General features: G+C 72.4%; 23 protein-coding genes. 7 read left to right on the forward strand and 16 right to left on the reverse strand.

Annotation, left to right across the window (positions count from 1 at the left end; genetic code table 11):
- Nucleotides 1-52 precede the first annotated feature (52 nt).
- Complete coding sequence (locus M1R94_RS04075) at nucleotides 53-1375, forward strand: CapA family protein (protein WP_249380389.1); 1323 nt, start codon at nucleotides 53-55, stop codon at nucleotides 1373-1375.
- 76 nt (nucleotides 1376-1451) lie between these two features.
- On the opposite strand, the gene M1R94_RS04080 is transcribed toward M1R94_RS04075, so the two are convergent.
- Together M1R94_RS04080 and M1R94_RS04085 are read right to left on the reverse strand one after the other, a co-directional pair.
- Nucleotides 1452-4121, reverse strand: a complete 2670-nt coding sequence (locus M1R94_RS04080) for an FtsK/SpoIIIE family DNA translocase (protein ID WP_249380390.1) — start codon at nucleotides 4119-4121, stop codon at nucleotides 1452-1454.
- 71 nt (nucleotides 4122-4192) lie between these two features.
- Entirely contained in the window at nucleotides 4193-4603 is a 411-nt protein-coding gene (locus tag M1R94_RS04085) for a hypothetical protein (RefSeq protein ID WP_249380391.1), read from the reverse strand.
- Nucleotides 4604-4695: 92 nt separating this feature from the next.
- Here M1R94_RS04085 and M1R94_RS04090 point away from each other — a divergent pair, with 92 nt between their 5' ends.
- The gene (locus M1R94_RS04090; RefSeq protein ID WP_249380392.1) at nucleotides 4696-5346 is read left to right on the forward strand and encodes a TetR/AcrR family transcriptional regulator; all 651 of its coding nucleotides are present in this window, start codon (nucleotides 4696-4698) and stop codon (nucleotides 5344-5346) included.
- Here the strand turns inward: M1R94_RS04090 and M1R94_RS04095 are convergent.
- Genes M1R94_RS04095 through M1R94_RS04110 form a run of 4 tightly spaced genes read right to left on the reverse strand, consistent with a single transcriptional unit; the run spans nucleotide 5321 to nucleotide 9259 of the window.
- Nucleotides 5321-7006 (reverse strand): ribonuclease J, encoded by a 1686-nt coding sequence (locus M1R94_RS04095; protein ID WP_249380393.1) that lies wholly within the window; start codon nucleotides 7004-7006, stop codon nucleotides 5321-5323. The two genes, M1R94_RS04090 and M1R94_RS04095, sit on opposite strands and share 26 nt — an antisense overlap.
- Nucleotides 7006-7920 carry a 4-hydroxy-tetrahydrodipicolinate synthase gene (gene dapA, locus M1R94_RS04100; RefSeq protein WP_249380394.1) on the reverse strand — a complete coding sequence of 305 codons (915 nt, stop codon included), beginning with the start codon at nucleotides 7918-7920 and terminating at the stop codon, nucleotides 7006-7008. The genes M1R94_RS04095 and dapA overlap by 1 nt, the downstream gene beginning before the upstream one ends.
- Nucleotides 7921-7962: 42 nt before the next feature.
- Complete coding sequence (locus M1R94_RS04105) at nucleotides 7963-8448, reverse strand: dihydrofolate reductase (protein ID WP_308199871.1); 486 nt, start codon at nucleotides 8446-8448, stop codon at nucleotides 7963-7965.
- 7 nt (nucleotides 8449-8455) lie between these two features.
- Nucleotides 8456-9259, reverse strand: a complete 804-nt coding sequence (locus M1R94_RS04110; protein ID WP_249380395.1) for a thymidylate synthase — start codon at nucleotides 9257-9259, stop codon at nucleotides 8456-8458.
- A 35-nt stretch (nucleotides 9260-9294) separates the two neighbouring features.
- On the opposite strand from M1R94_RS04110, the gene M1R94_RS04115 reads away from it, so the two are divergent.
- From M1R94_RS04115 to M1R94_RS04130, 4 genes are read left to right on the forward strand one after another with little or no spacing between them, the layout of a single operon-like run.
- On the forward strand, nucleotides 9295-10776 hold the full coding sequence (locus M1R94_RS04115) for an NAD-dependent succinate-semialdehyde dehydrogenase (protein ID WP_249380396.1): 1482 nt from the start codon (nucleotides 9295-9297) through the stop codon (nucleotides 10774-10776).
- Nucleotides 10773-11522: an AzlC family ABC transporter permease gene (locus tag M1R94_RS04120; protein WP_249380397.1), complete on the forward strand. Its 750-nt coding sequence runs from the start codon at nucleotides 10773-10775 to the stop codon at nucleotides 11520-11522. The genes M1R94_RS04115 and M1R94_RS04120 overlap by 4 nt, the downstream gene beginning before the upstream one ends.
- A complete protein-coding gene (locus M1R94_RS04125; protein ID WP_249380398.1) occupies nucleotides 11519-11836 on the forward strand; it encodes an AzlD domain-containing protein in 318 nt (105 codons plus the stop codon). Before M1R94_RS04120 ends, M1R94_RS04125 begins: the two co-directional genes overlap by 4 nt.
- Nucleotides 11837-11859: 23 nt before the next feature.
- Nucleotides 11860-12399: a GNAT family N-acetyltransferase gene (locus M1R94_RS04130; RefSeq protein ID WP_249380399.1), complete on the forward strand. Its 540-nt coding sequence runs from the start codon at nucleotides 11860-11862 to the stop codon at nucleotides 12397-12399.
- Nucleotides 12400-12459: 60 nt separating this feature from the next.
- Here M1R94_RS04130 and M1R94_RS04135 read toward each other — a convergent pair whose 3' ends face one another.
- The 7 genes from M1R94_RS04135 to M1R94_RS04165 all read right to left on the reverse strand — a co-directional run bounded on the left by M1R94_RS04135 (nucleotide 12460) and on the right by M1R94_RS04165 (nucleotide 19679).
- Nucleotides 12460-12918, reverse strand: coding sequence for a hypothetical protein (locus M1R94_RS04135; protein ID WP_249380400.1), 459 nt, complete (start codon nucleotides 12916-12918; stop codon nucleotides 12460-12462).
- Between the two features lie 9 nt (nucleotides 12919-12927).
- Nucleotides 12928-13683 carry a 4-hydroxy-tetrahydrodipicolinate reductase gene (gene dapB / locus M1R94_RS04140; RefSeq protein ID WP_249380401.1) on the reverse strand — a complete coding sequence of 252 codons (756 nt, stop codon included), beginning with the start codon at nucleotides 13681-13683 and terminating at the stop codon, nucleotides 12928-12930.
- A 73-nt stretch (nucleotides 13684-13756) separates the two neighbouring features.
- Nucleotides 13757-15106, reverse strand: a complete 1350-nt coding sequence (locus M1R94_RS04145) for a M16 family metallopeptidase (protein WP_249380402.1) — start codon at nucleotides 15104-15106, stop codon at nucleotides 13757-13759.
- 1 nt (nucleotide 15107) lies between these two features.
- Nucleotides 15108-17351: a polyribonucleotide nucleotidyltransferase gene (locus M1R94_RS04150; RefSeq protein ID WP_249380403.1), complete on the reverse strand. Its 2244-nt coding sequence runs from the start codon at nucleotides 17349-17351 to the stop codon at nucleotides 15108-15110.
- A gap of 277 nt (nucleotides 17352-17628) precedes the next feature.
- Nucleotides 17629-17898, reverse strand: coding sequence for a 30S ribosomal protein S15 (gene rpsO, locus M1R94_RS04155; protein WP_249380404.1), 270 nt, complete (start codon nucleotides 17896-17898; stop codon nucleotides 17629-17631).
- 93 nt (nucleotides 17899-17991) lie between these two features.
- Nucleotides 17992-18984 carry a bifunctional riboflavin kinase/FAD synthetase gene (locus M1R94_RS04160; protein ID WP_249380405.1) on the reverse strand — a complete coding sequence of 331 codons (993 nt, stop codon included), beginning with the start codon at nucleotides 18982-18984 and terminating at the stop codon, nucleotides 17992-17994.
- Between the two features lie 113 nt (nucleotides 18985-19097).
- Complete coding sequence (locus tag M1R94_RS04165; protein ID WP_249380406.1) at nucleotides 19098-19679, reverse strand: TetR/AcrR family transcriptional regulator; 582 nt, start codon at nucleotides 19677-19679, stop codon at nucleotides 19098-19100.
- Between the two features lie 66 nt (nucleotides 19680-19745).
- Between M1R94_RS04165 and M1R94_RS04170 the strand changes: the two genes are divergently transcribed.
- The gene (locus tag M1R94_RS04170; RefSeq protein WP_249380407.1) at nucleotides 19746-20705 is read left to right on the forward strand and encodes a DUF2867 domain-containing protein; all 960 of its coding nucleotides are present in this window, start codon (nucleotides 19746-19748) and stop codon (nucleotides 20703-20705) included.
- A gap of 58 nt (nucleotides 20706-20763) precedes the next feature.
- On the opposite strand, the gene truB is transcribed toward M1R94_RS04170, so the two are convergent.
- From truB to infB, 3 genes are all read right to left on the reverse strand, one after another.
- On the reverse strand, nucleotides 20764-21684 hold the full coding sequence (gene truB / locus M1R94_RS04175) for a tRNA pseudouridine(55) synthase TruB (protein WP_249380408.1): 921 nt from the start codon (nucleotides 21682-21684) through the stop codon (nucleotides 20764-20766).
- The gene (gene rbfA / locus M1R94_RS04180; protein ID WP_249380409.1) at nucleotides 21677-22162 is read right to left on the reverse strand and encodes a 30S ribosome-binding factor RbfA; all 486 of its coding nucleotides are present in this window, start codon (nucleotides 22160-22162) and stop codon (nucleotides 21677-21679) included. The genes truB and rbfA overlap by 8 nt, the downstream gene beginning before the upstream one ends.
- Nucleotides 22163-22358: 196 nt before the next feature.
- Nucleotides 22359-25199, reverse strand: coding sequence for a translation initiation factor IF-2 (gene infB, locus M1R94_RS04185; RefSeq protein WP_249380410.1), 2841 nt, complete (start codon nucleotides 25197-25199; stop codon nucleotides 22359-22361).
- Between the last annotated feature and the right edge of the window lie 24 nt (nucleotides 25200-25223).

Raw genomic sequence — 25223 nt, forward strand, 5'->3', positions numbered from 1 at the left:
CCGGGGCTGAGGGCTCAGACCAGGGCGGGCGCCGCGCGATAGTCTCCGCGGTGTGACGCGCCACGCCCGGCATGCGACCCGCCGCCCCGTCGGCCGGCTGCTGGTCGTGGGCGCACTGGTCGTGGCCACGGTCGCCGGGGGTGCAGCGGCCCTGTCGGGCCTCATCCCGTCGAGCCTCGCGACGGACGCCGTGCCGAGCGACACCCCGTCGGCCGAGGAGGTCCGTCCCACGGCGAGCCCCTCGCCCACACCGACCCCCACCCGACCTCCCGACGCCGAGTTCACGCTGGTCGCCGCGGGTGACGTGCTGCTGCACCAGCCTGTGCTGCGCTCGGCCCGGACCGCGGACGGCGGGTACGACTTCGGACCGCTCTTCGACCCGGTGGCACCATGGGTCGCCGGTGCCGACCTCGCGCTGTGCCACCTCGAGGTCCCGGTCGCCCCCGAGGGCACCACGCCGAGCGGCTACCCGATCTTCGGCGCGCCTCCCCAGATCGCCGCCTCGCTCGCCGCGAGCGGCTGGGACGGCTGCTCGACGGCCTCGAACCACAGCGTCGACCGGGGCGTCGCCGGCGTGGCGGCGACGCTGGACGCGCTCGACGCCGCAGGGCTCGGCCACGTGGGCACTGCTCGCACCGCCGTCGAGGGTGCCGCCCCCCAGGTGTACGTGCTGGAGCGCAGCGGCCAGACGCTGAGGATCGCCCAGATCGCGGCGACCTACGGGACGAACGGGATGCCGGTACCGGCCGACGCCCCGTGGACCGTCGACCTCATCGACACCGACCGGCTCGTGGCGCAGGCACAGGCGGCTCGCGACGCCGGGGCCGACGTGGTGGTCGCCAGCGTCCACTGCTGCGTCGAGTACGTCTCCGAGGCCACCGAGGAGCAGGTCCGCATCGCGACGGTCCTGGCGGACTCGGGAGTGGTGGACCTCATGATCGGTCACCACGCGCACGTGCCCCAGCAGATCGACCGGCTGCCCGGAGGTCCTCTCGGCGAGGGGATGTGGGCGGCGTACGGGTTGGGCAACTTCATCTCCAACCAGGACGCCGAGTGCTGCAGCGCCCGGACCGACTCGGGGCTCCTGCTGAGCGCGTCGTTCCGCAAGCCCGTCGACGGTCCCGTCGCAGTCACCGACGTCGCGTGGACGGCGGTGACCGTCGACCGGCGCAACGGGCACCGCGTCGAGCCGCTCCCACCGGCCCTGCGCAGCGGACAAGGCGTGGGCTCGCTGACCGCTGCCGAGGTCGAGGCCCGCCAGGCGCGGGTGGTCGAGGTCGTGGGCACGGTGGCCCGTGAGCGGGTCGAGCCTGCGCAGCCGAGCGGGCCTGGTCCGGTGGTCGAGCGCCGCCCGACGGGCGACGCCGCAGGCTGACGGCCACAGGGCCAGCGACCCGGGCTCCGGTCGCACGGACCGTCACGGACGCCGCCGTGGATCGGTGACCTCACCGTCAGCGGGCGGTGTCCCACTCCCCGTCGGGGTCGGCGTCGTCGTCCCCCGAGTCCTGGTCGAAGGCGGACTGCGCACCCGGGTCGGGCTCGCCGCGGAGCATCGCCAGCGTGCCGGGCAGGTCGTCGGGCTGGACCATGACCTCCCGGGCCTTGGAGCCCTCCGACGGTCCCACGATCTCCCGCGACTCGAGCAGGTCCATGAGCCGCCCGGCCTTGGCGAAGCCGACCCGCAGCTTGCGCTGCAGCATCGAGGTCGAGCCGAACTGGGTGGTCACCACGAGCTCGGCCGCCTGGAGCAGCAGGTCGAGGTCGTCGCCGATGTCCTCGTCGACCTGCTTCTTGGTCGCCGTGACGGTCACGTCCTCCCGATAGCTCGGTGCGGACTGCGACTTGACGTGCTCGACGACGGCGTGGATCTCGCTCTCGGTGACCCACGCGCCCTGCACGCGCATCGGCTTGGCAGCGCCCATCGGCAGGAAGAGCGCATCGCCCTGACCGATGAGCTTCTCCGCCCCCGGCTGGTCCAGGACGACCCGGGAGTCGGTGAGCGACGAGGTCGCGAAGGCGAGCCGTGAGGGCACGTTCGCCTTGATCAGCCCGGTCACCACGTCGACGCTTGGCCGCTGGGTGGCCAGCACCAGGTGGATCCCCGCTGCCCGTGCGAGCTGGGTGATGCGCTGGATCGAGGCCTCGACGTCCCGCGGGGCGACCATCATGAGGTCGGCGAGCTCGTCGACGATGACCAGGAGGTAGGGGTACGGGGAGATCTTCCGCTCGCTGCCGGGCAGCGGCTTGACCTTGCCCGAGCGGACGCCGGCGTTGAAGTCGTCGATGTGCTTGTACCCGAACATCGCGAGGTCGTCGTAGCGCGACTCCATCTCACGCACGACCCACTCGAGGGCCTCGGCGGCCTTCTTGGGGTTGGTGATGATCGGCGTGATGAGGTGCGGGATGCCCTCGTACAGGGTGAGCTCGACGCGCTTGGGGTCGACCAGGACCATCCGGACCTCGTCGGGGGTCGAGCGCATCAGGATCGAGGTGATCATCGAGTTCACGAAGCTCGACTTGCCTGCGCCGGTCGCGCCGGCCACGAGCAGGTGGGGCATCTTCGCCAGGTTGGCGACGACGTAACCACCTTCGACGTCCTTGCCGACCCCGATCACCATCGGGTGCTCGCTGCGGCGCGCGGCCGACGAGCGCAGCACGTCGCCCAGCGAGACCGTCTCGCGGTCGGTGTTGGGGATCTCGATGCCGATCGCCGACTTGCCGGGGATCGGCGAGAGGATGCGCACGTCGGCGCTCGCCACGGCGTAGGAGATGTTGCGGCTCAGGGCCGTGACCCGCTCGACCTTGGTCCCCGCGCCCAGCTCGACCTCGTACCGGGTGACCGTCGGGCCCCGGCTGAACCCGGTGACCTGGGCGTCGACGTCGAAGCTGTCGAGCACCGTGGTCAGGGCCTCGACCACCCGGTCGTTGGCCGCCGAACGGACCTTGTGCGGCGCGCCCTTCGCGAGCACCTGCTCCGAGGGAAGGATGTAGACGACGTCGCCGTCGAGCATCGGCTGCTCGCCGCGCGGGACCCCACGCGTGGGCGGCGCCACCAGGTCGGTGCCCGGCGCGCCGGGGAGCACCGAGGTCACGACCTCGTCGGCCGGGTCCGGGACACCGACCTGCGCCGCAGGAAGGACCTCGGTCGCGCCGGCGTCCGTCACCGGGGGGTGGGCCGGCTCGGTCAGCGCCGCTCGCTCGAAGGCCTCGTCGCCCGCGAAGCCCTCGGTGTCCACCTCGGGGACCTGCGTCGCCCGAGGCTTGCGCAGGCGCTTGAGCCCACGGCGCGCCGCCGACCCCTCTTCCTCCTGCTGCTGGGCCAGGGTCGGCAGGTCGGCGAGACTCTCGTCGTCGGCCGGCGGCGCATCGTCCCGCCCGCCGGTGAGCCGGTGGTACCCGCTGCGCAGCCGGGTCCCGATCTGATGCACGGGTGTCGCGGTGATCACCAGGACCCCGAAGAAGGCCAGCATCACCAGGAGCGGGACGGTGACCCACACGGTCAGGAGGTGCTCGAGCGGGGTCGCGACCAGGTAGCCGATCACCCCGCCGGCGGCACGCACCGCCTCGAGGTCCTCGCTCGGCGAGGGGAGCCCGGCCGGGAGGTGCACCAGCCCGCAGACCGCGAGCAGGACGGCGGTCAGACCGATCCCCATGCGTGAGTTGGCCTGAGCCCGGTCGGGGTGGCGCATGAGTCGTACCGCGACACCGAGCAGCAGCAACGGTACGACGACGCCGACCACGCCGAAGGTGCCGGCCACCACGGCATGGATCCCGTCGCCGGCGGCGCCCGACAGGCCCCACCACTCGCGTGCGGCGATGATCACCGCGAGACCCACGAGCGTGAAGGCGATGCCGTCGCGTCGGTGGGCCGGGTCGAGATCCCGGGCACTGCGTCCCAGCCGCCGTGCCGTACCACCCACGAGGTGCGCCGAGCCCATCCATGCCCCTCGCACCATCCGCACCGGGAGCGATCGCGGCCGGGGCGGGGGCTCGGCCTTGGCCCCACGACCGGCCGGACGCGACGAACCGCCACCTCGGGGGGCCGACGCCCGGGCGGCCGAGGATCTGTTCGAGGTGCTGCGTCCGGAGGCGCTCCGGGGCTCTGAGGTGCGGGTCGCCATGCTCGACACGGTACCTGGCGCAGCAGCCCAGACCGGGGAGGCTGCACCGCGACGGTGGGCCGGGGGGCAGCTCACACCCTGAGCAGCCCGACGCCCAGGGTGAGGACCCCTGCGGTCAGGAACACGCCACCGGCGGGGAGCAGCACGACCCATCGACTGGGTCGTGCACGCCCGACGCCGAGCACCGACAGGAAGAACCCGGCAGGCATGAGGATCGCCGCCACGAGCACACCGGTCTGCGCGATCCACCGCCAGAAGCCGGTCAGGTCGGTGGCCTCGCCCAGCAGCAGGCAGAGCAGCCCCAGGATCACCAGGACCCCGGCGTGGGCATGGCCGGCCCGGAAGAAGCGTCGCTGCAGGTCGGTCGTCGGTACGGCACCTGTGACGACACGGACCATGAAGGCCCCGCCCGCCTCGATCGCCACGACCGTCAGCAGGACGATGCCCGCGGTGACCCGTGCAGCCTCGGTCAGCTCGAGCACGATGCCTCCTCCTCCGCCTCGGGCTCCGAGATTTCCGAACACTGTTATAGAACACTGTTCGCATTCGTGCGGTCAACCCCTACCATGGCTGCGTGCCCCGCCCCCGTCTGCACGACCAGGCCCTGCGCGACCGTCTGGTCGAGGTCGCCTCGGAGGTGATCGCCGCCGCCGGGCCCGGTGCGCTGACCGTCCGGGACGTGGCACGGCGAGCCGGGACCTCTGCCTCGGCGGTCTACGCCCTGCACGGCGGGCGTGAGGAGCTCGTGGCCGCCGTGGCCGACGAGGCCTTCCGTCGGTTCGGGACGCACCTCGGGACAGCCACCCGCACCGACGACCCGGCGTCGGACCTGCTCTCCCTGGGCCTGGCCTACCGGCGCAGCGCCCTGACCGATCCGCACTTCTACCGGATCATGTTCGACGTGCCGGGGACCGGCGGGCAGGACCCCCGAGGCCCGCACGCCACCGCACGTCCGACCTTCCACGTGCTGCGCGACGCCGTCGTCCGCGTGCTGCGGGCGCAGGGGGCTCCGACCGGCGACGGGACCGACCGCGCGGGGGTCGAGATCGCCGCAGCCCTGTGGGGCCAGGTGCACGGGATGGTGACCCTCGAGCTCGCCGGGCTGCTACCCGGTACCGCCGAGCAACGCGCCGACCGGTACGAGCGGGTGCTGCGCACCGTCGGCCAGGCCCTCCTGGTAGCGCCCCGCGGTGACGGACTCAGGCCTCGACGACCACCGGGATGATCATCGGTCGACGCTTCAGACGACCCGAGACCCAGCGGCCCACGATCCGTCGCATCAGCTGCTGCATCTGGTGCGCGTCCGCGGCGCCGCCCATGGCCATCTCCTCGAGCGCGCGGGCGACCTCGGGCTGGATCGCCTCGAAGACCTCGTCACCCTCAGCGAAGCCCCGCGCGTGGATCTGCGGACCGGCAAGGACCTTGCCGGTCGCAGAGTCGACCACCGCGAAGATCGAGATGAAGCCCTCCTCGCCCAGGATCCGCCGGTCCTTGAGCTCGGCGTCGGTGATCGTGCCGACGGTCGACCCGTCGACGTACACGTAACCGCACGGCACCGCACCCACGACCCGGGCCCGCCCGTCGACCAGGTCGACGACCACACCGTCCTCGGCGACGACCACCCGGTCGGCCGGCACACCCGACCGCACGGCGATCGCCGCGTTGGCGACCAGGTGGCGCACCTCGCCGTGGACCGGCATGACGTTGCGCGGTCGCAGGATGTTGTAGCAGTAGAGCAGCTCCCCCGCGCTCGCATGGCCCGAGACGTGCACCCGGGCGTTGCCCTGGTGGACCACCGTGGCCCCCAGACGCATCAGGCCGTTGATCACCCGGAACACGGCGTTCTCGTTCCCCGGGATCAGCGAGGAGGCCAGGATCACGGTGTCGCCGTGGCCGACCTCGACCCGGTGGTCGCGGTTGGCCATCCGCGACAGCGCGGCCATCGGCTCGCCCTGCGACCCGGTGCACATGAGGACCACCTCACGCGCGGGCAGGTCATCGGCCGCCTTGGCGTCCACCAGGACGCCGTCGGGCACCGTCAGGTAGCCCAGGTCGGCCGCGATGGTCATGTTGCGCACCATCGACCTGCCCACCAGCGCGACGCGGCGCCCGTGCGCGTGCGCCGCGTCCAGGACCTGCTGCACGCGGTGCACGTGCGAGGCGAAGGACGCGACGATGACGCGTTGCTCGGCACGCGCGAAGATGCCGTCGAGCACCGGCCCGATCTCGCGCTCGTGGGTGGTGAAGCCCGGCACCTCGGCGTTGGTCGAGTCCACCATGAAGAGGTCGACACCCTGCTCGCCGAGCCGCGCGAAGGCCCGCAGGTCGGTGATCCGACCGTCGAGCGGCAGCTGGTCCATCTTGAAGTCGCCGGTGTGCAGCACGGTCCCTGCACGCGTGCGGACTGCGACGGCGAGCGCATCGGGGATCGAGTGGTTGACCGCGACGAACTCGCACTCGAACGGCCCGAAGGTCTCGGTCCGCCCCTCGGCGACCACGAGCGTGAAGGGCGTGATCCGGTGCTCCTTGAGCTTGGCCTCCACGAAGGCCAGGGTGAGCTGCGAGCCGACGAGCGGGAGATCCGGACGCAGCCGCAGCAGGTAGGGCACCGCGCCGATGTGGTCCTCGTGCCCATGGGTCAGGACCACGGCCTCGATGTCGTCGAGACGGTCGGCGATGTGGTCGAAGTCCGGCAGGATCAGGTCGACACCCGGCTGGTGGTCCTCGGGGAAGAGGACCCCGCAGTCGATCACCAGCAGCCGGCCGTCGATCTCGAGCACCGACATGTTGCGCCCGATCTCCCCCAGACCACCCAGCGCGACGACCCGCAGCGCGCCAGGTGCCAGGGCGGGGGGAAGGGAGAGCTCGGGGTGGGGGTGCGACATCAGACCTCCGGGACGTCGAGCAGACCGGCCGTGACCAGGGCCGCCCTGACCTCCTCGACCTCGTCAGGGCTCGGCGGTGCCTGGGGCAGTCGCATGGTGGCGCCCGGGATCAGCCCGAGCAGGGCCAACGCCACCTTGGAGCGCAGGGCGCCGTTCCCGCTGCCGCAGATCACGTCGATCGCCGGCAGAGCTCCCACGAAGGCGGCGCGCGCCGCGACGACGTCGCCGGCGTCCATCGCGCGCACGACGCTGGCGAGCGCGTCACCGACCAGGTGCCCCGCCATGCTGACCACCCCCGCGGCACCGTGCGCGAGGAACGCCAGCGTGAGGGGGTCGTCCCCCGAGTAGTACGCCAGGCCGGTGCGCTGCATGACCTTGAGCGCGGCGAAGACGTCCCCGGTGGCGTCCTTGACCGCCACGACCTGCTCGAGGGCCGCCAGACGGTCGAGGGTGTCGTCGGAGTAGCGGACGACCGTCCGGCCCGGGACGTCGTAGAGCATCACGGGCAGGTCCGTCGCCCCGACGACCGCTGCCGTGTGGAGGTAGACCCCCTCCTGCGAGGGCCGCGAGTAGTACGGGGAGACCACGAGCAGGCCGTGCGCGCCGGCGTCGGCAGCCTGCTCGGCCATCCGCACCGCGTGCGCGGTGTCGTTCGACCCGGCCCCCGCGACCACCACCGCACGGTCGCCGACGGCCGCCACCACGGCCCGGATCAGGTCGGCCTTCTCCGGGGCGTGCGTGGTGGGCGCCTCGCCCGTGGTGCCGTTGAGCACGATGCCGTCGTGGCCGTGGTCGACGAGGTGGGCGGCCAGGGCCGCACCCGCCTCGAGGTCGACCGACCCGTCCGGCGCCATCGGCGTCACCATGGCGGTCAGCACCGCGCCGAACGGGCGGGCAGAGGATGTCACGACCATGGGCGACAAACTACCGCCCCGGGTCCCGCCCGAGGCACCCGGTCAGCGCCGCCAGGTCGTGAAGCGGTAGCGCAGCCCGCTGGTCGAGACGAGCCACTCGTCGGACCGCGCGGTGCACGTCCACCCGGCCGGCAGGAGCGGTGCCGAGGTGTCGCCCCCGACCAGGACGTCGACCTCGGTGACCTCGAGCCGATCGGCGTAGGGCAGGAAGGCCTCGTAGACCTGCGCACCGCCGATCACCCAGGACTCGCGTCCCGCGACGTGGGCGAGGGCGTCCTGGACGCTGCCGACCACGGTCGCACCCTCGAGCGTGAGCCCCGGCCGGCGGCTGAGCACCACGTTCTCACGTCCCGGGAGGGGGCGGAAGCGGGCTGGCAGCGAGTCCCACGTCGCGCGGCCCATGATCACGGGGTGGCCCGTGGTCAGCCGGCGGAAGTGGGCGAGATCCTCAGGCAGGTGCCAGGGAAGCCCGCCGTCGCGGCCGATGAAGCCGTCGGAGGACTGCCCCCAGACCATCGCGAGACTCACCGGCAGCTCACACCGCCACCGGGGCCTTGATCGCCGGGTGATGCTGGTACCCGACGACCGCGACGTCCTCGAAGGTGTACTCGTCGATCGACGCCGCACGGCGCAGCTCGAGGGTGGGTGGCGCGTACGGGGCCCTGGTCAGCTGCTCCCGGACCTGCTCCACGTGGTTGTCGTAGATGTGGCAGTCCCCGCCGGTCCAGATGAGGTCGCCCACCTCGAGGTCGGTCTGCTGGGCCACCATGTGGGTCAGCAGCGCATAGCTCGCGATGTTGAACGGCACCCCGAGGAAGAGGTCGGCCGAGCGCTGGTAGACCTGGCAGGACACCCGACCGTCGGCCACGTAGAACTGGAAGAAGGCGTGGCAGGGAGCCAGGGCCATGCGCGGGATGTCCGTGACGTTCCAGGCCGAGACGATCATGCGCCGCGAGTCCGGGTCGCTGCGCAGCGTCTGCAGCACCTGCGCGAGCTGGTCGACCGTCGTGCCGTCCGGGGCCGGCCACGACCGCCACTGCACCCCGTACACCGGGCCCAGGTCACCGTCCGGCCCGGCCCACTCGTCCCAGATGCTGACACCGCGCTCCTGGAGCCACCGGACGTCGGGCTCGCCACGCAGGAACCACAGCAGCTCGTAGACGATCGAACGCAGGTGGACCTTCTTGGTCGTCACCAGCGGGAAGCCGGTCGCGAGGTCGAACCGCATCTGGTGGCCGAAGACGCTCCGCGTCCCGGTGCCGGTGCGATCGGCCTTGGGGGTGCCCTCCGCGAGCACCAGGCGGAGGAGATCCTCGTAGGGCGTGGGCACCGTCGTCATGGCGACATCGTAGGCGCCGGGTTCATACTTCCGTCATGGCATCCGCACCCGCCTTCCCCGTCCCGGCGACCGTCGCCGCGCACCTGCCCACCGGCCTGCTGATCGGCGGCGAGTGGCGGCCGTCGTCGAGCGGTGCGACCTTCCCGGTGCACGACCCCGCCACCGGCACCGACCTCTTCGACGTGGCCGACGCCACCCCGCAGGACGGGCTCGCAGCCCTGACCGCGGCCCACGAGGCGCTCCCGGCCTGGCGGGCGGTGGCCCCGCGTGACCGGGCCGAGCTGCTGCGCGCGGTCTTCGAGACCGTCACCACCCGCACCGAGGACTTCGCCGCCCTGATCACCGCCGAGGGGGGCAAGCCACTGGCCGAGTCGCGGGCCGAGGTCGCCTACGGGGCTGAGTACGTGCGGTGGTACTCCGAGCAGGCGGTCCGCATCAACGGGATGACCAGGACAGCCCCGAGCGGCGCCAACCGGCAGCTGGTCCTGCGGCGTGGTGTCGGTCCCGCGCTGCTGATCACGCCCTGGAACTTCCCGCTCGCGATGGCCACGCGCAAGATCGCCCCGGCCCTGGCCGCCGGATGCACCGTGGTGATCAAGCCGGCCGGGCTCACCCCACTCACCACGGCGTACTTCGCCGAGGTGGTGCGCGCCGAGCTGGCCGAGCGAGGACTGCCCCCTGGTGTGATCAACGTCGTGCCGACCTCGTCGTCCGGGGACCTGGTCGGTCCTCTGCTCGCCGACCCCCGGCTGCGCAAGCTGTCCTTCACCGGCTCGACCGAGGTCGGGCGCGTGCTGCTGGCCGGCGCAGCGCAGGGGATCCTCCGGACCTCGATGGAGCTCGGCGGCAACGCCCCCTTCCTGGTCTTCGAGGACGCCGACATCCCCGCGGCGGTGCAGGGAGCCGTGGTCGCCAAGATGCGCAACGCCGGGCAGACCTGCGTCGCGGCCAACCGCTTCCTGGTCCACCGGTCGGTCGTCGAGGAGTTCAGCGCCGGGCTGACCGCCGCCTTCGAGAAGCTGGTGACCGGCCCCGGCTCGGCACCCGGGACGACCGTCGGTCCCCTCATCGAGGCCGGTGCGGTCGACCGTGTCGAGGAGGTCGTGGCGCAGGCGGTGGACGACGGCGCCACGGTGACCACCGGTGGAGGGCGGCCGGCCCGCCGGGGGCACTTCTACTCCCCGACGGTGCTGACCGGGGTCTCCCCCGACGCGCGCGCGGTCCGCGAGGAGCTCTTCGGGCCGGTCGCGCCGGTGGTGACCTTCGACACCGAGGACGAGGGCATGGACCTGGCCAACAGCACCGAGTTCGGCCTCGTCGCCTACGCCTACACCCGCGACGTGGGACGAGCCTTCCGCGTCGCCGAGCGGATCGAGTCCGGGATGCTGGGCCTCAACCGCGGCATGATCTCCGACGCCAGTGCACCGTTCGGCGGCGTCAAGGCCTCCGGCCTGGGCCGTGAGGGTGGCGAGGCGGGCATCGAGGAGTACCTCGAGAGCACCTACGTCGCGCTGTGACGGCACAGATCGACCAGCAGCACCGCCCCCCGGCCGCGGCTCGACGGCGCGCGACCCTGCGGCAGGCACTGTCGGTGTCCGCCGCGACCGGCGTGTACGGCATCTCCTTCGGGGCGCTCGCGGTCGCGGCGGGCCTGGACCTGTGGCAGACCATGGCGCTGAGCCTGCTCATGTTCACCGGTGGGTCGCAGTTCGCGTTCATCGGGGTGCTGGGGGCCGGCGGCGCCCCGGGCGCTGCGATCGCCACGGCGGGACTGCTCGGAGCGCGCAACGGCCTGTACGGCGCGGCGATGGCACCCCGGCTGGGTGTCCGCGGACCCCGCCGGTGGTGGGCTGCCCAGCTGACGATCGACGAGTCGACCGCGGTCGGCACGGCGCAGAGCGAGCCGACGCTGGTCCGGGTCGGCTTCTGGTGGACCGGGTGGGGTGTCTACGCGCTCTGGAACGTCTTCACCGTGGTCGGGGCGCTGGTCGGCGACGCCCTGGGTGACCCCACCCGCTGGGGCCTGGACGCCGCCGCGGCGGCCGCGTTCCTGGGACTGCTCTGGCCTCGGCTCGCGGGACGCACCACGCAGACGGTGGCTGCCGCGGCGGTCGTCGTGGCGCTGCTGCTCACCCCCCTGGTCCCGGCCGGGATCCCGGTGCTGGCCGCCGCCGTCGTCGCGGTCGTCGCCGGATGGCGCACCCCCGGTCGCGCCCCGGACGAGGCCGCGCACCCCGACCGGCAGGGTGGGGAGTCGCCGTGAGCGCCTACGCCCTGACCTGGGTCGCGGTGATCGCCGCGTCCGCCGTGTGCTTCGCCCTCAAGCTCGTGGGTCACCACCTGCCCGAGCACTGGCTCGCCGAGCCGCGAGTGGCCCGCACCGCCGGGCTGGTCACCGTGTCACTGCTCGCGGCGCTCGTGGCCGTCCAGACGTTCACCCTCGGGTCGACGGTCGTGGTGGACGCACGGGTCGTCGCCCTGGCCGTCGCCGCGGTGGCCCTGGCGCTGCGGGCCCCGTTCGTCGCGGTCGTGGTGCTCGCGGCAGCGGTGGCCGCGACCCTGCGTGCGGTCACCTGAGCCGCAGTTGCTAGCCTGCCCGGATGGCACTCTTCCGCGAGCAGGCTGACGTCTCGGTCCGACCTGCCCAGCCCGATGACGAGGCGGCGATCGCCCGCGTGCAGCTGCGGGCGTGGCGGTCGAGCCACGCCGCGCTCCTGGGGCCCGAGGTCCTCGAGCAGATCGACGTCACCGCGGTGCGCGACCAGTGGTCCCGCGCGATCACCGCACCCCCCTCCCCGGCCCACCACGTCCTGGTCGCCTGCGACGGCGCCCGGGTCATCGGGTTCGCGGCGTCTGCACCGGTCGAGGACGGGGTGGAGATCCTGGCGCTCGAGGTCGACCCCGACCACCAGCGCGGCGGGCACGGGTCGCGCCTGCTGACCGCGTGCGTCGACCTCGGTCGCGACCAAGGCGCGCAGCACCTCCAGACCTGGGTGCTCGACGACGACGACGCGCGCGCGCAGTTCCTGTCCTCGGCGGGTCTGGGCCCCGACGGGGCTCACCGCGACCTGGCCACCGGGACCACGGCCGAGGGCGCCACCCGAGCGGTGTCCGAGCGACGCTGGGTCGCCGAGCTCTGATCCACGGGGTCCGGCCTACCGACCGTTCACGAGGTGGGCGGTCCCGCTCGGACGGTTCGCTCAGCTCGTGCCCGGGCCGTCCTGGCGGTAGAGCCGTGCCGCCGTCCGCAGCGCGCTCCGTGCCCGACGTCGGTCACCCGCGGCGTCGTAGGCGAAGGCCAGCCGGTACCAGGCCGCCCAGTCGTCCTGGGCCTGGTCGACCGCCGACCGCGCCTCGACGAAGGCCTCATCCGCAGCCGCACGGTCGATCCGACCTCCGGGCGAGCGGGGCAGGTCGTCCACGGGCAGCAGGCCCTGCGCGGCGAGCCGGTCGGCCATCCGCTGCACGACGATCGCGAGCCACCACTCGCGGACCACGATCCACAGTCCCATCAGCGGCAGGACCAGGACGGCCAGCCCCAGGGCGACCCCCACGGGCTCCCCGGTGCCGAGCAGCGCGAGTCCGCGGCCCGCGACCGCCACGACGTACAGCAGGAGCAGTGCGGTGAGCGCCAGCGCACCCAGGAGCGAACGTCGCACGGGATCGCCTCAGCCCAGGTCGAGGTAGCGCTCGAGGCCCACGGTGAGCCCCGGCCTGAAGCTGACCTGCCGCACCGCGTGCAGGACCCCGGGCATGAAGGAGACGCGGTCGAACGAGTCGTGCCGGATGGTGAGCTGCTCCCCCGGGTTGCCGAGCAGGATCTCCTCGTGCGCGACGAGGCCGCGCAGCCGGACCGCGTGGACCCGCACACCGTCGACGTCGGCTCCCCGCGCCCCGTCGAGCTGCTGCGACGTCGCGTCGGGGACCGGGCCCAGCCCCGCGGCCCGGCGGGCCTGAGCGATGGCTGCGGCGGTGTGACGAGCCGTCCCGCTCGGGGCGTCGACCTTGTCCGGGTGGTGCAGCTCGACGACCTCGACCGACTCGAACCATCGCGCGGCCTGCGCGGCGAAGGCCATCGCGAGCACCGCACCCAGCGCGAAGTTCGGGGCGATGAGCACCCCGACGCCCGGCGCGTGCTCGAGCTGGCCGCGCAGGCGGTCCAGGGAGGTCTCGTCCCAGCCCGTGGTACCCACCACGGCGTGCACCCCGTCCGCGACCAGGGTGCGGACGTTCTGCGCGGTGGCCGTCGGAACGGTGAAGTCCACCGCGACCTGGGCTCCGGCGCGGGCGGCCAGGGCCGGATCGTCGCCCGCCTCGAGCGAGGCCACCAGCTCCAGGCCGGCAGCCTGCTGCACCGCCTGGACGACGGTGCGCCCCATCCGTCCGGCAGATCCCAGGACCGCTACTCTGATCGGCTCGCTCACGGTCAGCCACCCTAGTGCGTCGCTCGTGACCCGCAGCCCCCGGCCGCCGGACCAGGACGAGGCTCGACGCGGCTCAGGACCCGAAGGGACCGACCCGGACCACCGAGCGCGGCTGGGTGGCGAGCTCGGCAGCGAGCTCCTGCACCTGCGTCGCCGTGACCGCCCTGATCCGGTCGAGCGACTCGCCCTGGGTCAGCAGCTCACCGTGGACGAGCTCGGCCTTGCCCAGCCGGCTCATCCGGGACCCGGTGTCCTCGAGCCCCAGGACCAGACCGCCCGAGAGCTGACCGACGCTGCGCTCGAGCTCGGCGGAGGTGATGCCGTCCGCCGCGAGACGCTCCCACTCCTGGACCATGAGGGCGATCACCTCGTCGACCTTCGTGGGCGTGCACCCCGCGTAGAGGCCGAAGATCCCGGTGTCGGCGTGACCTGAGGCGAAGCAGTACACCGAGTACGCCAGCCCCCGCTTCTCGCGGACCTCCTGGAAGAGCCGCGAGGACATCCCCCCACCCAGCACCGCGCTCAGGACGGAGAGGGCGAAGCGACGGTCGTCCGTCGCGGTCAGACCCAGGCCACCGACGATCACGTTCGCCTGCTCGGTCGTGCGACGCACCGTCAGCTCGGTGCCCGCGGAGGGCAGCGAACCGTCAGGGAAGGTCAGCGACCCGGGGGCGCCCGTGCCGCGCCGAGCGCGCGGGCTCGTCGCCCCGCTCAGGTCCCAGCCACCGGCGTCCAGGGCGCCCGCGACCTGCTCGCACAGCGCGACGTGGTCGACGCCCCCGGCGGCGGTGACGACCAGGGTCGAGGGCTGGTAGTGCTCGGTGTAGTGCTGCCAGACGGCCTCACGCGGGACGGCGCGGATGGTGGCCGGGGTACCGCCGATGGGTCGTCCCAGTGCGTGCTCGCCGAGCACGACGGTCGCGAACTGCTCGTGCGCGACGTCGGACGGGTCGTCGTCGTTCATCGCGAGCTCTTCGAGGATGACTCCGCGCTCGGTCTCGAGCTCGGCCGGGTCCAGGCGTGCCGAGGTCACCATGTCGGCGATCACGTCGACGGCCATCGGGAGGTCGGCGTCGAGCACCCGGGCGTAGTAGCAGGTGTGCTCCTTGCCGGTGGCCGCGTTCGCCTCACCGCCGACGGCGTCGAAGGCCTCGGCGATGTCCATCGCGGTCCGTCGCTGCGTGCCCTTGAAGAGCAGGTGCTCCAGGAAGTGGGTCGATCCGTGGTGCCCGTCCCGCTCGTCGCGCGAGCCGACACCGACCCACGCCCCGACGGTCGCGGAGCGTAGGCCGGGCATCTGCTCGGTGAGCACGCGCACCCCGCCGGGCAGGACGGTGCGACGCACGATGGCGCCACCGTCCTGCCCGGCGGTCAGGTCGCTCCCGGGCTCACCCGGGGCACTGAGCGGAAGGGTCAGCGACACCTCAGGCCTGGGGCCCGTCGGTCGTCGCCGACGCCTCGGCGTCACCGGACTCCTCGATCACGGCGTGCAGCGAGAGCTTGCCGCGCGGGTCGATCTCACCGATCTCGACCTGGACCTTCTGACCGATGGCCAGGACGTCCTCGACGTTCTCGACCCGCTTGCCGCCGACGAGCTTGCGGATCTGCGAGATGTGCAGCAGCCCGTCCTTGCCGGGGGCGAGCGAGACGAACGCACCGAAGGTGGTCGTCTTGACGACCGTGCCGACGAAGCGCTCGCCGATCTCGGGCATGTGCGGGTTGGCGATGGCGTTGATCATCGTCCGTGCCGCCTCGGCCGACGGGCCGTCGACCGCACCGATGTAGACGGTGCCGTCGTCCTCGATGGAGATGTCAGCGCCGGTCTTCTCCTGGATCTCCTTGATCATCTTGCCCTTCGGCCCGATGACCTCACCGATCTTGTCGACCGGGACCTGCACGCTGATCACCCGGGGGGCGTACGGCGACATCTCGTCGGGCACGTCGATGGCCTCGTTCATGACGTCGAGGATGTGCATCCGGGCGTCGCGAGCCTGGGTCAGCGCACCGTCGAGCACCGAGGTCGGGATGCCGTCGAGCTTGGTGTCGAGCTGGATCGCGGTGACGAACTCCCGCGTACCGGCGACCTTGAAGTCCATGTCGCCGAAGGCGTCCTCGGCCCCGAGGATGTCGGTCAGCGCGGCGTACCGCGGCTGGCCGTCGATGGTGTCCGAGATCAGACCCATGGCGATGCCCGCGACGGGCGCCCGCAGCGGGACACCGGCGTTGAGCAGCGACAGCGTCGAGGCGCAGACCGAGCCCATCGACGTCGACCCGTTCGAGCCGAGAGCCTCGGAGACCTGACGGATCGCGTAGGGGAACTCCTCGCGCGTGGGCAGGACCGGCATGAGGGCACGCTCGGCGAGGGCGCCGTGGCCGATCTCGCGACGCTTGGGAGAGCCCACGCGTCCCGTCTCCCCGGTGGAGTACGGCGGGAAGTTGTAGTTGTGCATGTAGCGCTTGCGCGTCTCAGGAGCCAGCGTGTCGAGCTGCTGCTCCATCCGGAGCATGTTCAGCGTGGTGACACCGAGGATCTGCGTCTCCCCGCGCTCGAACAGCGCCGAGCCGTGCACCCGCGGCAGGACCTCGACCTCGGCCGAGAGGGTCCGGATGTCGGCCAGGCCACGACCGTCGATGCGGATGCCGTCGGTCAGCACGCGCTGGCGGATGAGCTTCTTGGTGACCGCGCGGACCGCGGCCGACAGCTCCTTCTCGCGACCCTCGAAGGCGTCCTTGAGGGAGTCCAGCGCCGCAGCCTTGATCTCGTCGAGACGACCCTCACGGGCCTGCTTGTCGGCGATGGTCAGCGCCTCGGCGAGCGGGCCGGAGACCTCCGCCTCGACGGCCGCGTAGGAGTCGTCCTGGTAGTCCAGGAAGCGGGGGAAGTCCTGCGTGGGCTTGGCGGCCTTCGCGGCCAGCTCGGCCTGGGCCTCGCAGAGCACCTTGAGGAAGGGCTTGGCGGCCTCGAGGCCCTCGGCCACGACCTCCTCGGTCGGGGCTGCGACGCCCTGGAACTTGATCAGGTCCCAGGCGTTGTCGGTGGCCTCGGCCTCGACCATCATGATCGCGATGTCGGACGAGCCGTCCTCGTTGGTGACCTGGCGCCCGGCCACGACCATGTCGAAGACCGCGCGCTCCTTGTCGCTGAACTTGGGGAACGCGACCCACTGGCCGTCGACGAGCGCGATGCGCACACCGGCCACGGGCCCGGTGAAGGGCAGGCCGGAGAGCTGGGTGGACAGCGACGCGGCGTTGATCGCGAGCGTGTCGTAGGCGTCGTCCGGGTGCAGGGACATCACCGTGATGACGACCTGGACCTCGTTGCGCAGGCCCTTGGCGAACGTCGGGCGCAGCGGGCGGTCGATCAGCCGGCAGGCCAGGATCGCCTCGGTCGAGGGGCGGCCCTCACGGCGGAAGAAGGAGCCGGGGATGCGACCCGCGGCGTACATGCGCTCCTCGACGTCGACCGTGAGCGGGAAGAAGTCGAAGTGCTCCTTGGGGTGCTTGCCCGCGGTCGTCGCGGACAGCAGCATCGTCTCGCCGTCGAGGTACGCGACGGCCGAGCCGGCAGCCTGACGGGCGATGCGGCCCGTCTCGAAACGGACGGTGCGGGTGCCGAAGCGGCCGTTGTCGATCGTGGCCTCGGCGAACTGGATCTCGGGTCCCTCCATAGGGATGCCCTCCTCATGTGTCGATGTGCCCGGCTTCGCGTGGCGGTCATCGATCGAGGTCCGCGGAGCTGCGTCCAGGACGCCTCCGAGAGCCACTACCGAGGACCGGACGGCGGTTCCGAGCGGTCTGGTTGCGGTCGTGCGGTGGTGCGGTTCGCACTCGGACGCGCTCACGCACGTCGTCGTACTGAAGGCGCCGGGGGCGCGGGACGCGTCCCGGAGCGCCTGACACCGGGCCAGCCCGGACCCCTACGGGTCCGGGCTGGCCCAGGGATGTTCAGCGGCGCAGGCCGAGCCGTTCGATCAGGCTGCGGTAGCGGTTGATGTCGATCTTCTGGAGGTAGCCGAGCAGCCGGCGGCGCTGGCCGACCAGGAGGAGCAGGCCACGACGCGAGTGGTGGTCGTGCTTGTGCTCCTTGAGGTGCTCGGTCAGGTCCTTGATGCGCTGGGTCAGCATCGCGATCTGGACCTCCGGCGAACCGGTGTCGTTCGGCGTGGTCGCGTACTCGGTCATGATCTGCTGCTTGACGGCGGCATCGAGTGGCACTGGTTCTCCCAAGGTGTTCATTGCGCGGTGCTCTGGGGCATGTCCACCCGAGCGCTCTGGTTCCGCGGCCGATCTGACGGCCTCGCCATGCTATCAGCCGGGCTCGAGGGCTCCCACCACCAACGGCCCGCCGGCCAGCATGGCCCGTGCCTGGTCGACGTCCTCGCCCATCTGGGTGACCAGGTCCTCGACCGTGGCGAACCGGACCGTGGGGCGCAGCCGTGCGACGAGCTCGAGGACGACCTCCTCGTCGTACAGGTCCAGGTCGTCGCGGTCCAGCACGTACGCCTCGACGCGTCGCTGGACCCCGTCGAAGGTGGGGTTCGTCCCGATCGAGATCGCCACCGGCAGGAAGCCGTCAGGCAGCCCCTCGGGCAGGTCAGGGCGCCGCATCCATCCGGCGTACACACCGTCCGCAGGCACCGTCCCGCACAGGTCCTGCCTCAGGTTCGCCGTCGGGTAGCCGAGCCCACGGCCGCGGGCATCGCCGTGCACGACGGTCCCGCGCACACGGTGAGGACGGCCCAGGATCTCCGCGGCGCCCACGACGTCACCCGCGGCGAGCAGCTCTCGGACCCAGGTCGAGGACCAGCGCCGCGCCGTGTCGAGGGGACCGTGGATGTCCTCGATCACCTCCACGTCGAACCCGTGACGGCGACCGAGCTCAACCATCGTCGAGAGGTCCCCCACGTTGTCCCGGCCGAACCGCACGTCCTGGCCGACGACCACGGTCCTCGCGTGCAGCCCGTCGACCAGGTACCGGCGGACGAACTCCTCAGGAAGCAGACGGGCGAACTCGAGCGTGTAGTTGACCACCAGCACCGCGTCCAGCCCGGTGTCCGCGAGGAGCTCGAGGCGGTCCGCGAGCCCGGTGATGAGGTCGGGCGGGTCGGCCGGCCGGTGGACCTGCGCGGGGTGCGGGTGGAACGTCACCGCGACCGCACTTCCCTGGATCGCACGTGCCGAGCGGACCATGCGCGTGAGAACGCTGCGGTGACCGCGGTGCACGCCGTCGAAGTTGCCGATCGTGACGACCGAGGGTCCGAGGTCTGCCGGGACCTGGCCCAGGTCGGTCCAGCGGTGCACGCGTTCTCCTCGTCTACCTACGGCTCTACCCCCGTGCACTGCGCACGGAGCGGGTCAAGCCTGCCACGCCCGCGGCCGCCCGGGCGCCGTGCGCGCCCGACGGCCGTCGCGGCTCACGGGTCGAGCAGCCGCTCGAGCCCTTCGAGCACCGCCTCGAGAAGCTTCGCGCGCGGGGTCTCCCCCGGCACGACCTGGGGAACCGCCGACGTCATCTGGAGCAGGCCGATCCACAGCACATAGGCCTGCAACGCACGCGCCCGGCACGCGTGGCCCGCGACCCCCACCTCTGCGAGCACCGCGGCCATGTAGTCGACCCGCCGACGGGTCACCCGCTCGAGGACGAGGGCGACCTGCGGGTGGGCGGCGGCCGCGAGCACCGCCAGGTCCTGGGCACCGGGAGTCGGGTCGGCGAAGGTCAGCGCGAACAGGGACCTCAGCCGACGTCGCGGGTCAGCCTCCGCCTCGAGGTCGGCGATGACCTGCTCGGTCGCGACCGCCTCCCACCGCTCGAGGACCGCGTCGACAAGCGCGGCGCGGTCTGCGAAGTGCCAGTAGAAGCTGCCCTTGGTCGCGCCGAGGCGCTGGGCGAGCGGCTCGACGCGCACCGCTCCGAGCCCGCCCTCGGCCATCGCCAGCAACCCGGCCTCCGACCAGTCCTCGGGGGTCAGGGAGGTACGGCGACTGGTCGGAGGCACCCCCATACGCTACCGTACGGATGACCGTACGGGTCCGTATGGCCACGTCCGATGAGAGGCCCCGTCATGCTTCATGAGCGTGTACGCAACGTCCATGAGCGAGTCATCGCCGCCCCCGCGGCGAAGGTCGCAGCCCTCCTCGAGACCCTGGGCTCACCCGATGACGAGATGTGGCGGACGCGGGTGCCGACCGTGATGGTCCTGGACCGCGGGGTGGTCCCCGGGTCCGCGGGCGGTCACGGCGGTGTTCGCTACCACGTCACCGATCACGTGCCCGGCCGGCTCCTCGCCTTCACCTTCGACGCACCCACCCCTGTCGAGGGCACGCACCGGTTCGACATCGACGAGCTGACGCCCGGCTCGACGCGGCTGCGGCACACCCTCGAAGGGCGGCTGCTCGGGCCGATGCGGTGGCAATGGCCCCTGCTCGTGCGAGCCGCCCATGACACCGTGATCGAGGACATCCACGACCACGTCGAGCGCACCCTCACCGGGGTGGCGCACCGGGCCCAACCCGCGAGCCGGCGTATCGCCCTGCTCGTCGCCGTGCTGCCCGGCCGCGCGGTGGTGCGACGGAGCGTCCCCCGCTCGGCCCTCCTGGAGGCCGCCCTCCCCCGCGTCGACGCATCGGACGCCTGGGCCACCCCGCTGCTCCCGGGCGACCCGCACGACGTCCGGGAGTGGCAGGAGGCGATCTTCACCGCCGCGCCCGGTTGGGTCCGGCGGCTGATGGCACTTCGCGACCTGCTGGTGCGCCCCCTGGGGCTCGAGACCGCGGGAGGGACACCCGCGCGGCGCGGGTTCCCCGAGGTGCGTGGCGACACGCACGAGATTCTCACCGGGGTCGACGACCGGCACCTGTCCTTCCGGGTGAGCACCCGGGTGGACGCCGACGACGTGACAGTCAGCACCCTCGTCCAGATCCACAACCACCTCGGGCGGATCTACTGGGCCGTGGTGCGCTGGTTCCACCCGGTGGTCGTGCGCGCCCTCGTCCGCCGCGCGCCCCGGCCCTGGCGTCGTTGAGCACAGCCCTCCCGCGGTGGCCGGGACGCGTCCGAGAGGTCGTCGGGCGTGCGTCCGATCAGGGCGCGTCGTCCGGAGACGCGAAGACGATGACCGGCCTCGACCTGCCCTGCTCGTCGGCCACCAGCGCGACGAGGGTGCCGTCGGGGGCGAAGGCCGCCACGGGTCGCTCGCGGGTCCCGACGGGCCCTTCGACGGAGATCGGGATCCGTCGCCCGAAGGTCAGCTCTCGCGCCTGCTCGGCGTCCACCTCACGGCTCGCGAGCGTCGCCCGCGCCGCGTCCGCGAGCGGCAGCAGCGCCAGCTCCTGCGCGAGTTCGTCGAGAGACCGCGCGACGTCGAGGCCGTAACCACCCACCCGCGTCCGCCGGAGCGCGGTCAGGTGACCCCCGGTACCGAGGTCCGAACCCAGGTCGCGGGCGAGCGCTCGCACGTAGGTCCCCGAGGAGCACGTCACCTCGACGTCCACGTCGACCACCGGTGTCCCCTCGTCGGACGCTGCCCGCACGTCCCGCACCAGCAGCCGGTCCACCGTGACCCGACGGGCCGCGAGCTCCACGACCTCGCCGGCGCGCGCGCGGGCGTAGGCCCGGCGACCGTCCACCTTGATCGCGCTCACGGTCGAGGGCACCTGGTCGATCGGCCCGGTCAACCGGGCGACAGCGTCCGCCAGCCCGGGGAGCGGCAGCTCGGCACCGGCCCGTGCGAGCACCTCGCCCTCGGCGTCGTCGGTCGTGGTGACCACACCCAGGCGGATCGTGGCGGCGTAGTCCTTGTCGGCACCGACGACGAACGTCAGCAGCCGTGTCGCGGCCTCGACGCCCAGGACGAGCACACCAGTGGCCATCGGGTCGAGCGTCCCGGCGTGGCCCACCTTGCGGGTGCCGGCCAGCCGCCGGACCCGCGCGACCACGTCATGGCTGGTCCACCCGGCAGGCTTGTCGACGACGACCAGACCTGCCGGGACCCGGTCAGCCACGGACCGTCGGGCCGGCCGTGCCTGCCTCTCCCTGCGTGGGCGCGTCGTCGAGGTCGTCGTCGTCGGCGCGCTTGTAGGGGTCGGCCTCCCCGGCGTACTGCGCGGCCGCAGCCAGTGCCGCGACCTCGGCATCCCGGGCCGCCGCCTGGCGCAGGGCGTCCTCGAGGTGCTGGGCGGTCTCGGGGATCGCGTCGGCGATGAACTCGAGGGTCGGTGTCAGGCGGGTACCCACCTGCTTGCCGACCTCGGAACGGATGACACCCTTGGCGCTCTCGAGCGCCGCTGCGGTGCCCTCGCGCGCCTCGGTGTCACCCAGGACCGTGTAGAACACCGACGCGTGCTGGAGGTCGCCCGTGACGCGGACGTCGGTGATCGTCACGAAACCGAGCCGCGGGTCCTTGATGCGGGTGTCGAGCATGCGCGCGACCGTCTCGTGGATGCGATCGGCGACCTTGCGCGCACGGGGGTGGTCAACCATCAGAAGTCTCCTAGCGTGCTGTCAGAACCACTGGTCCCGCGAGGCTCGTGCAGCCTCTGGGAGATGAGACCACGGTGACGTCGTGACCGCGGCGGGGCCGAGGTGAGCCGTGGCGCACCGGAAGGACGCCCGACGGACGAGGTCGTCGGGTGGGCCGCGCGTCGATCCCCGCCGCGCGGCCCACCCGGACGTCACCTCAGGAGCGCGGCTTCTCGCGCATCTCGAAGGTCTCGATGACGTCCTCGGACTGCAGGTCGTTGAACGACCCCAGACCGATACCGCACTCGAAGCCCTCACGGACCTCGGTCGCGTCGTCCTTGAACCGCTTGAGCGACTCGATCGTGAGGTTGTCCCCCACGACCTTGCCGCCGCGCAGCACCCGTGCCTTGGCGTTGCGGCGGATGAGGCCCGACCGCACGATCGAGCCCGCGATGTTCCCGAACTTGCTCGAACGGAAGATCTCGCGGATCTCGGCGGTACCGAGCTGGACCTCTTCGTACTCGGGCTTGAGCATGCCCTTGAGGGCCGCCTCGACGTCGTCGATCGCCTGGTAGATGACCGAGTAGAACCGGACGTCGACGCCCTCGCGATCGGCGAGGTCCTCGACACGCTCGGCGTACTTGACGTTGAAGCCGATGATGATCGCGTTGTCCACGGTCGCCAGGTTCACGTCGTTCTGCGTGATGGCACCCACCCCACGGTGGATGACCCGCAGGTCGACCTCGTCGCCGACGTCGATCTTGAGCAGCGCGTCCTCGAGCGCCTCGACGGCACCCGAGACGTCACCCTTGAGCACCAGGTTGAGCGTCTCGACCTTGCCGAGCTGCAGCGCCTGCGTGAAGTCCTCGAGGCTGATCCGCTTGCGACGCTTGGCGAGCAGAGCTGCTCGCTCGGCCGCCTCGCGCTTCTCGGCGATCTGCCGGGCGGTCCGGTCGTCCGGTGCCACCAGGAAGGTGTCACCCGCACGCGGGACCGAGGTCAGACCCAGGACCAGCACCGGACGTGCCGGCGTGGCCTCCGTGACGGCCTCGCCGTGCTCGTCGAACATCGCCCGGACCCGGCCGTAGGCCGTGCCGGCGACGATCGCGTCGCCGATCCGCAGGGTGCCCGACTGGACGAGCACGGTCGCGACGGCACCGCGGCCCTTGTCGAGGTTCGCCTCGACCGCGACACCACGAGCGTCCTTGTCGGCGTTCGCCCTCAGGTCCAGAGCGGCGTCGGCAGTGAGCAGGACGGCCTCGATGAGGTCGTCGATGCCCATCCGCTGGAGCGCGGAGATCTCGACGAACATCGTGTCGCCGCCGTACTCCTCGGCCACCAGGTTGTACTCGGTGAGCTGCTGGCGGATCTTGTCGGGGTTGGCCCCCTCCTTGTCCACCTTGTTCACCGCGACGACGATCGGCACGCCGGCCGACTGCGCGTGGTTGAGGGCCTCGACCGTCTGCGGCATCACGCCGTCGTCTGCCGCGACCACCAGGATCGCGATGTCGGTGACCTGCGCGCCACGGGCACGCATGGCGGTGAACGCCTCGTGGCCCGGGGTGTCGATGAAGGTCACGGCGCGGTCCAGACCCTCGTGCTGGGTGTGGATCTGGTAGGCACCGATGTGCTGGGTGATGCCGCCGGCCTCGCCCGCGACGACGTCCGCCGAACGGATCGCGTCGAGCAGCTTGGTCTTTCCGTGGTCGACGTGACCCATGACGGTCACGACCGGCGGTCGGGCGCTCAGCTGGTCGTCGCCCTCTCCGGCGAGCTCGGCCTCGAGGTCGATGTCGAAGCCCCCGAGGAGCTCGCGGTCCTCCTCCTCGGCCGAGACCATCTCGATGACGTAGCCGAGCTCGTTGGCGAGCGTGCCGAACGTGTCCTCGTCGAGGGACTGGGTCGCCGTGGCCATCTCACCGAGGTGGAACAGCACCGTGACCAGGCTCGCGGGGTTCGCGTCGATCTTGTCCGCGAAGTCGTTGAGCGACGACCCGTGGCGCAGTCGCACGACCGTGCGACCGTCCCCACGCGGAACCTGCACGCCACCCAACGAGGGTGCCTGCATCTGCTCGAACTCCTGGCGCTTCGCGCGCTTGGACTTCCGTCCGCGCACGGGGCGGCCACCGGCGCGCCCGAAGGCACCCTGGGTGCTGCCTCGACCGGCACCACCGGGGCGACCGCCACCGCCGGGCCGACCGGCGAAACCGCCACCACCGGCACCAGGGGGGCCACCGCCGCCGGGGCGACCGGCGTAGCCGCCACCACCACCACCGGGACGGCCTGCACCGCCGGCGCCGCCACCGGGGCGACCGCCTCCGGGGCCCGCGGCACCCGGACGACCGACCGTGCTGCGGCCGGGCATCATGCCCGGGTTGGGGCGAGGACCACCAGCACCGGCCTGCGGCGGTCGGGGGCCACCGGGACGCTCGCCGGCGCCCTCGGTACGGCCGCCCGGTCGCGGCATGCCCTGGCTGGGGGCGAACGGGTTGTTGCCCGGACGCGGACCGCCGGGACGACCGCCGCCACCCTGGCGCGGCATGCCCTGGCTGGGGGCGAACGGGTTGTTGCCCGGACGCGGGCCACCGGGACGGGGCGCTGCCGGGCCAGGTGTCGGAGCGGCCGGTGCGGCCGGAGCGGCCTCAGCCGCCGGGCGCGGTGCGGAGGTCGGCTCAGCGGGGGCCGCGGGTGCGGCCGACGCGGCAGGAGCCTGCGGCTCGGCAGGGGCCGCCGGAGCAGCGGCTGCCGGAGCGGGCGCCGCCGGAGCAGGCGCCTGCGGGGCCGCTGCGGGGGTCGAGGTGACCTCCGGCTCAGCGACGGGCTTGGGGGCTGCCGGTGCGGGCTTGCGCGCCCCGGGCTTGTTCGACGCAGCGGGCGCTGCGGACTCCGCCTGCCCGGACCCTGCCGGGTAGGCGTCACGCAGCTTACGGACGACGGGCGGCTCGATGGTCGATGATGCCGACCGGACGAACTCGCCCATCTCACCGAGCTTGGCCATGAGGGCCTTGCTCTCGACCCCGAGCTCCTTCGCGAGCTCGTAGACGCGGACCTTTGCCACAACTCTCCTGTCTCGGTCCGCCCG

It is taken from the genome of Actinotalea alkalitolerans (assembly GCF_023369855.1).
GTDB lineage: Bacteria > Actinomycetota > Actinomycetes > Actinomycetales > Cellulomonadaceae > Actinotalea.